Origin of the sequence: Xenorhabdus sp. KK7.4 (assembly GCF_963876465.1) — a bacterium.
GTDB classification, from domain to species: Bacteria; Pseudomonadota; Gammaproteobacteria; order Enterobacterales; family Enterobacteriaceae; genus Xenorhabdus; species Xenorhabdus stockiae.
The window spans coordinates 1-6,695 of record NZ_CAWNQF010000116.1; the positions used below are offsets into that span (position 1 = coordinate 1).

Consider the following 6,695-nt stretch of genomic DNA (forward strand, 5'->3'; position numbering starts at 1 on the left):
TTTGGACAATTTTTCTCATTTGACGCCGCTCATTGCGCGGAATTGGTGGTACGATGGCCATAACTCAGTCCTTCCTTTTTGTGTTTTTTTGGTTTTGCGGTTAAAAAGTTCGCAAAAATAGGACTGAGTTTCTTTGATTCGCCTACCATTTTGAAAAGCTATTTAGAAGACGACATCACCTTTGATAATAATCTAATAGCGGTACTATCCTCTTTAGAAAAAGATCCTCAGGCTCTTGGATCAAATCCATTGTTTTTTTTACTGAACAAAACAAATGAATACTTTGATTCATTTAAAAAGCCATTAACTGACGAGTATAGCATTGTCAATGTTATTGATTCAGCAGGAGCCTTTGGATACATATTAAATTTAGCGGCAGCTAAAAAACTATATCAATATTTACTACCCATCAGATTCGCTGCTGATGAATGGAAAATATTTAGAGAGCATGGTGCTATAAAATTAAAAGGTGTTATTCCCCCTGTAGTAGGGTTAACTGATTTGAACTTAGATTCATCAATTGGTAACGATAGAACTGACGAACGAACAGAGTTAGATCAGCAACACAGGAAAAAATCCTTTTATACTGAACTAAAATTGGGTTTATGGAGAATCTTTATTAGAGCACCGCTAAAGAAAGTTAAACACTAGTACCAATATTATACTACCTATAATTTGATAAAACCCTGTTTAATCGACTAGCCGATCTTATAATGAAAAAAGATAAAATTTTTATTGCCGGATATAATTTAAGTGGATTTGGTGGTATGGAAACCGTTTTTGATAATTTTCACAGATTATTATCACACAATGATAACTATGATGTTTTATTTGTTTTTTTTGAGGATAAATTCAAAAACCCTGATGATAGATGGATTGGTGAAAAAAAGTTTGTTCGAATTAAGTCAAATATTAAAAATACAAAAATAAGAAGATTTCATTTCGCATATAAATTTTCAAAATTAATTTCACAACACAATCCAAAGCATATTATATCTTACGACTCACTAACATGCTATATATCACTATGGGCAAGGAGATTTAGTTTTAAAAGTACAAATATCATTTCTTGGTGTCATTTCACCCTGCATGATATGTATAAAGTAGAATACATTCTATTAGCAGATAAACATTTGGCTATCAGTTCTGGAATCGCTACGCAACTCTACAACATGGGAGTTAACCAAAAAAATATTTACACTGTTTTTAATCCTGTGACACCAAAACTTGAAGTGATAACCCGTGAAAAAAATATTTCTTTTTTATATTTAGGCAGGATTAATTTCAATGGGCAAAAGAATCTAAAAGAACTATTTTTATCACTTTCTAGAATAAATGGAGATTGGTCACTAAATATTGTTGGTTCAGGTGACTCCCAAGAAATTGATAAATTAAAGAAACTTTCAATTCTACTTAAAATTGAAAATAGAATAAAGTGGCATGGTTGGCAACAAAACCCATGGGCATATGTGCGGGAAAATATTAAAAACGTCACTTGCTTATTACTAACCTCATCTTACGAAGGTTTTCCCATGGTTCTATGTGAATCAATATCCTATGGCGTTTACGTGATTAGCTCCGATTGTCAAACAGGACCTGCAGATATAATCAAAAATGGAGTCAATGGTGAATTATACCCTTTAAATGATATAGGTGTATTATCTAATAAATTACAATGCATCATTGATGGAAAACAGCTCCCTGCTCATTCGATAATAAAAGAATCTATATATGAATATTATGATGATTCATATTATAATAAAATCAAAAAAACGCTATGCGCTGAATAATAAAATATAATAAAATATAATAAAAGGGGAGTGAACTCTCCCCTGATTAATTATACAAAGATATGGTAAATACACAGTTTAATTTACAGGCTCTTACTCGTAAATATCTATTGCTGTTGTACGCACTTTTGTTTTAGATATAGTCAGCCAAGTACCAGAACCATCTAACCTTAATGCAATCCACCCTGTCCCAGAAAGAGTAAAAATATCAATATAAGGGGCTGGTATTGTCACTGTGTAGTACCAATCTTGGTTGGGGTCATAACAATATAAAACTTTACCTAATACATTACGAGATAAGTTAACCGTCCCTGATTCAATATTGCCAGACCATACCCTAATTGCACGACCCGAGATAGATTTTAAATATCTCGCATCAGATTCCCCCTTGGTATAACTTTCTCCTCTCAACGCGTAATTACCTGCAGGTTGATAGTTTCCTTTGGATTGATATTTCGAATCCGATTCCGGTTTAGTGTAACTTTCACCTTTCAAGGCATAGTTTCCGGCCGGAGCATAATTACCTGCTGGCTGGTAATTTCCTTTGGATTGATATTTCGAATCCGATTCCGGTTTAGTGTAACTTTCACCTTTCAAGGCATAGTTTCCGGCCGGAGCATAATTACCTGCTGGCTGGTAATTTCCTTTGGATTGATATTTCGAATCCGATTCCGGTTTAGTGTAACTTTCACCTTTCAAGGCATAGTTTCCGGCCGGAGCATAATTGCCTGCTGGCTGGTAGTCTCCTTTAGCCTGGAAACGGTCATCCGACTCCTTCTTGCTATAGGCACCCACCTCATCAGCAGTCAGATCAGCTTTTAGCTCTACCCATGCATTTCCTGCTTTTGGCTCTTCTTTGTTGTTCTCAATGCGGGATTGCCAGAGTTTCTGCTTATGGTAAACCAATCCACGCAGAGGATAAGGTTGGCCCTCCATTGTCCATTGCGCCGCGCCAAAGGTCTGGATATCTCCCACGGCTTCGGTAATATCGTGGAAAATACCATTCATCTTTTCACGTTCGATATTCATGGCAGCAGGATCTTCGTTTGGATCAAGTCCATATCCACTACCATAACCTTGAGCATATGAAACAGTACCATCTTCTCGAGGCTGATCAGGAATAGAAACTCTATCTCCCTGCGCTGCAAAGGGAACTTTAAATGTTTTTGTCATGAGATTAGGCTCCGAAGTAGCTGTTGAAGAAATTGGCATGTGAGTAGCCAAAGCCAAAGATATTACTGACACTGTTTTCAGCTTGATTTAGTGTGACAGTTTGTTTTTTCCTGATTGGAGTATCAGGAAATACATTATCTTTTTTCGTCGCCTTATCAGGTTTACTATCTTGAGTATTCATATATAACCCTCATTTAATCAACAAAGTATTTTGCTAAGTAATATGAAGGCGGTGTGGTCATTTCCGCCCGTAAACATCAAATTGGGTTTATCAACACGGAACTTACTGTTTTAATAAATTTTTGTTAGTGATGTAAGAATTTATCTTTTTATAGCAGAAGGATGTCATATAAAACATTAATAAAATTTATTTCGACAATAATGTCCAATGAAACACCTCGTGATATTTGTGGGTAACCATATTGTGATTGGAGTTAATATAAAAACTGTTATTATTAGTGATACACCAGCTGGCTTATCCACTGTTAGTATTTCTGCATTAAAAAAATGCCAAGTGAAATAATATCAATATATCTCACTTAGCTCATATCAAATTTCTTATTGCTTTGTAAATCAGGGTATGACTAATGATTTTGATTCTTACAAAGGAAAACTATAATATTACGAAAAACTTAACTACCACCTACTGAAGTAGGTGGGTTAGCGCACTTCGGTGCCGACGACTGAAAGTCGTCGAACCACGCACCTCGTAAACGCGCATAGGTCAAAACATTAGAGTCAAAGTCACCGTCTAAAGACGGTGGTTTTAACCTGTCATATGGAAAAATAAAATGCCATAATTAATTAATCAGCCAAATCTCCCCTATGCTCCATGAAGAATCCTGGCAACTTGCACTTCGCCCATCACCTGATAATGTAAAAATGTGGAATTGTGAATTACCACCAGCATACCAAGAAACTTCGTATTGCCACCCACCAACAGGCAAAATTACAGCAGGGGCAAACCAACCTGAAGCATGACCTTTAAACAACAAAAACTTACCTCTGACATCCTCAGTAAAGCTTGCACTACCCCATTTGCCCCAGTTACCAGAGAAAATTTTGCGGACATTCACACCCGCACCTTTAGGTTGGTATCGCTCATCAGATTCGCCTTTTGTGTAACACTCCCCCCTAACCGCATAATTCCCTGCCGGAGCATAGTTTCCAGCAGGTTGATAATTGCCACGAGGCTGATATTTCCCATCGGACTCCCCTTTCGTGTAGCTCTCCCCCCGCACGGCGTAATTACCTGTTGGCTGGTAATTACCCTGTGGCTGGTACTTAGCATCTGATTCGGGTTTAGTGTAACTTTCGCCTTTCGGGGCATAACTACCAGCAGGCGCATAATTGCCTTTCGGCTGAAAACGCCCGTTACTTTCGTCTTTAGAATAGCTATACCCGGCCGTCAGATAATTACCCACTGGCTGATATTTCCCGTCCGATTCTGGCTTGGTATAACTGTCCCCTTTCAACGTATAATTCCCGGCAGGTTGATAATTGCCCTTCGGTTGAAAACGATTATCAGACTCTTCTTTGCCATAGCTATAACCGGCAGGCGTGTAGTTCCCCAATGGCTGAAAGCGTTGGTTGGCCTCCTCTTTGTTGTATGCTCCAACCTCTCCGGCAGTTAGGTCGGCTTTGAGTTCAAACCAAGCATTGCCTGCTGCGGGCGCTTCTTTGTTATTCTCAATACGGGATTGCCAGAGTTTTTGCTTGTGATACACCAGTGCCCGTAACGGATAAGGCTGTGCTTCTACTGTCCATTGCGCCGTACCGAACGTCTGTATTTCTCCCACAGCCTCCGTAATATCGTGAAAAATCCCGTTCATTTTCTCGCGTTCGATATCTTTCGCTGCCGGATCGGTATTCTGGTCACGTTCATAATCGTAACCATAGCCACCGCGGTGCGTGTCAGTTCCTGACTGATAGTCATGGCATGGGATGCAGCTATCATCTGCTCATTCCACAAAGCCCCTTCTTCATTGAATTTACGTGGCCGTTGCATGTACTGCGCTTCTGCCGTTCGGCGATGCGAAAAGAGCGAAATACGGTGTGATTCATTGTGCTTAAACGGCCATAACCAGCCATCCGGCAAACCATGCGCAATGGGAATGGCATGGGTGTGTTCAGGAAACAGGGTTTCGTAAGAGACCGCGTTATTGATAGTCACCGGCAGACAAAGATGATGCCACCGTTCTCCACTGCCACCCCGCAGCAGATAACCGCTCAGGTCGTGATAGTGGATGCGCTGCATGATGACAATGATGGGGGTCGTCTCAATGGCCAGCCGGGATTTAATGGTTTCATTGAAACGATTGTTCACCCCATTGCGCACAGTTTCACTGTGAGCATCATCGGGCTTAACGGGATCATCAATGATGAGTGCCCCTTGCCAGCCCGATTCCATATGACCGGCACGAAACCCGGTGACCTGTCCTGCTGCGGAAGAGGCATAAACCCCGCCGCCGTGCTCTGTCCACCACATGGTCTTGCTGTCCGCATCATCACGCAAGGACATGGGCCACAGGAACTGATACGCCTGTGATTTCACCATATTGCGGGTGGTTGATGAGTTCAGTAAGGCCAGATTGTGAGAGTACGACAGGTGCATAAACCGGGCACGGTGATTGAGGGCCAAGCCCCGTCCCATCAGATTAATCGTCGCCAGCTCGGTTTTGGTATAGCCGGGCGGCACATTGATAACCAGCCGGGATATCTCACCGTCGATGACCCGTTGTAACGTCTCGTCAATAATCCGGTGATGCGGGGCCACAATCATCTTGCTGCCCATGCGTTGCTTGAAGAAGTAGCGGGAAAAATACAGGCCGTCTTCTTCACATTCCAGTCTGCGGGCAAAATCCCGCTGCTCAGCAGTCGTCCTCATTTAACATCTCCTGCCGGGCCTGTTGGTACTCCGCCTTGGTTAATGCCACCGTTTGGAGTGGGCCACCGTTCTTGCCGGTGACTTCCGTTTTCTTCGGTGCCTCCCAGTCCATTAATTCAGACAACTGCTTAATGGCCGCTTTCGGATCATGAAGTTTTAGCTTGATACCGTCTTTGCCGGTGGTCAGTTCGGAAATGGCACTCAATGCAGCAGGGTTCTGCAAGGCTGAATCTTTAAATTGCCATGTAGCCTGGAACACTGGCTTCCCCTCGTCGTCTTCCCCTACCTGACTGTTACGGAAGTTGGCAATATCGTGAATAGAAACACGTCCCATCGCAGAAAGACGCTCTAAGGCTTCCTGACGGCTCATGACCGCATCGGAAATGGCTTCTTGGTTCATGGCATCGAGAAAAGTTTTAACGTTATCAAATGTTATCATTCGGCTCGCCTGAGTTCGGGCAGACTCTCCTTTTGCCTTCCCTCCTGCCTTACGATAAGCATCGACCTGATTTAATCCTTTCAAGATACCCAGTGCGAATTTTTGCTGTAATGGAGTTAAGGCATCAAAGAGAACTTTTTGCTCATTAGTGAGCTGAAATTTCTTTTGTGCCATTGGTTGTTCCCATATAGTAAAAAACCACCCGAAGGTGGTTGCAGATTACTGACAAAGTGCTGGTTTTTTATCCGGCACTTTGATTTAATCAAATTCCGTTCACCCGACGGAGCTTGCCGCCATGTTAAGAATACCCCCTCCCCAGACTTTCCCGCCCGAAACACTCTCGCTCGATGCGCTTGTGCCTCAACATCATTTAGTCCGTCAAGTCGATGCCGCCCTGGATTTCGAA

General features: G+C 41.7%; 6 protein-coding genes and 1 pseudogene. 2 read left to right on the forward strand and 5 right to left on the reverse strand.

All coding sequences use genetic code 11. The features are described from left to right. Positions 1–150 precede the first annotated feature (150 nt). A complete protein-coding gene (locus AACS90_RS19550) occupies positions 151–651 on the forward strand; it encodes a glycosyltransferase family 25 protein (RefSeq protein ID WP_153043707.1) in 501 nt (166 codons plus the stop codon). A 62-nt stretch (positions 652–713) separates the two neighbouring features. Continuing rightward, on the forward strand, positions 714–1,790 hold the full coding sequence (locus tag AACS90_RS19555) for a glycosyltransferase (RefSeq protein ID WP_099123569.1): 1,077 nt from the start codon (positions 714–716) through the stop codon (positions 1,788–1,790). Between the two features lie 93 nt (positions 1,791–1,883). On the opposite strand, the gene AACS90_RS19560 is transcribed toward AACS90_RS19555, so the two are convergent. From AACS90_RS19560 to AACS90_RS19585, 5 genes and pseudogenes are all read right to left on the reverse strand, one after another. Continuing rightward, positions 1,884–2,963, reverse strand: a complete 1,080-nt coding sequence (locus AACS90_RS19560; protein WP_099123570.1) for a hypothetical protein — start codon at positions 2,961–2,963, stop codon at positions 1,884–1,886. A 4-nt stretch (positions 2,964–2,967) separates the two neighbouring features. Continuing rightward, a complete protein-coding gene (locus tag AACS90_RS19565; RefSeq protein ID WP_193756917.1) occupies positions 2,968–3,144 on the reverse strand; it encodes a hypothetical protein in 177 nt (58 codons plus the stop codon). Between the two features lie 619 nt (positions 3,145–3,763). Further along, positions 3,764–4,762, reverse strand: coding sequence for a hypothetical protein (locus AACS90_RS19570; RefSeq protein WP_445286263.1), 999 nt, complete (start codon positions 4,760–4,762; stop codon positions 3,764–3,766). Between the two features lie 95 nt (positions 4,763–4,857). Then, positions 4,858–5,850, reverse strand: a pseudogene (locus tag AACS90_RS19580) (DNA-packaging protein); the annotation flags it as partial. Next, complete coding sequence (locus tag AACS90_RS19585) at positions 5,834–6,463, reverse strand: terminase small subunit (RefSeq protein WP_099123571.1); 630 nt, start codon at positions 6,461–6,463, stop codon at positions 5,834–5,836. The gene AACS90_RS19585 and the pseudogene AACS90_RS19580, both read right to left, overlap by 17 nt. Positions 6,464–6,695 lie beyond the last annotated feature (232 nt).

Excerpts from the sequence above, each read along its gene's own strand:
- AACS90_RS19555 (WP_099123569.1), top strand. The coding sequence starts at position 714 with ATGAAAAAAGATAAAATTTTTATTGCCGGATATAATTTAAGTGGATTT.
- AACS90_RS19560 (WP_099123570.1), bottom strand. The coding sequence starts at position 2,963 with ATGACAAAAACATTTAAAGTTCCCTTTGCAGCGCAGGGAGATAGAGTT.
- AACS90_RS19565 (WP_193756917.1), bottom strand. The coding sequence starts at position 3,144 with ATGAATACTCAAGATAGTAAACCTGATAAGGCGACGAAAAAAGATAAT.
- AACS90_RS19585 (WP_099123571.1), bottom strand. The coding sequence starts at position 6,463 with ATGGCACAAAAGAAATTTCAGCTCACTAATGAGCAAAAAGTTCTCTTT.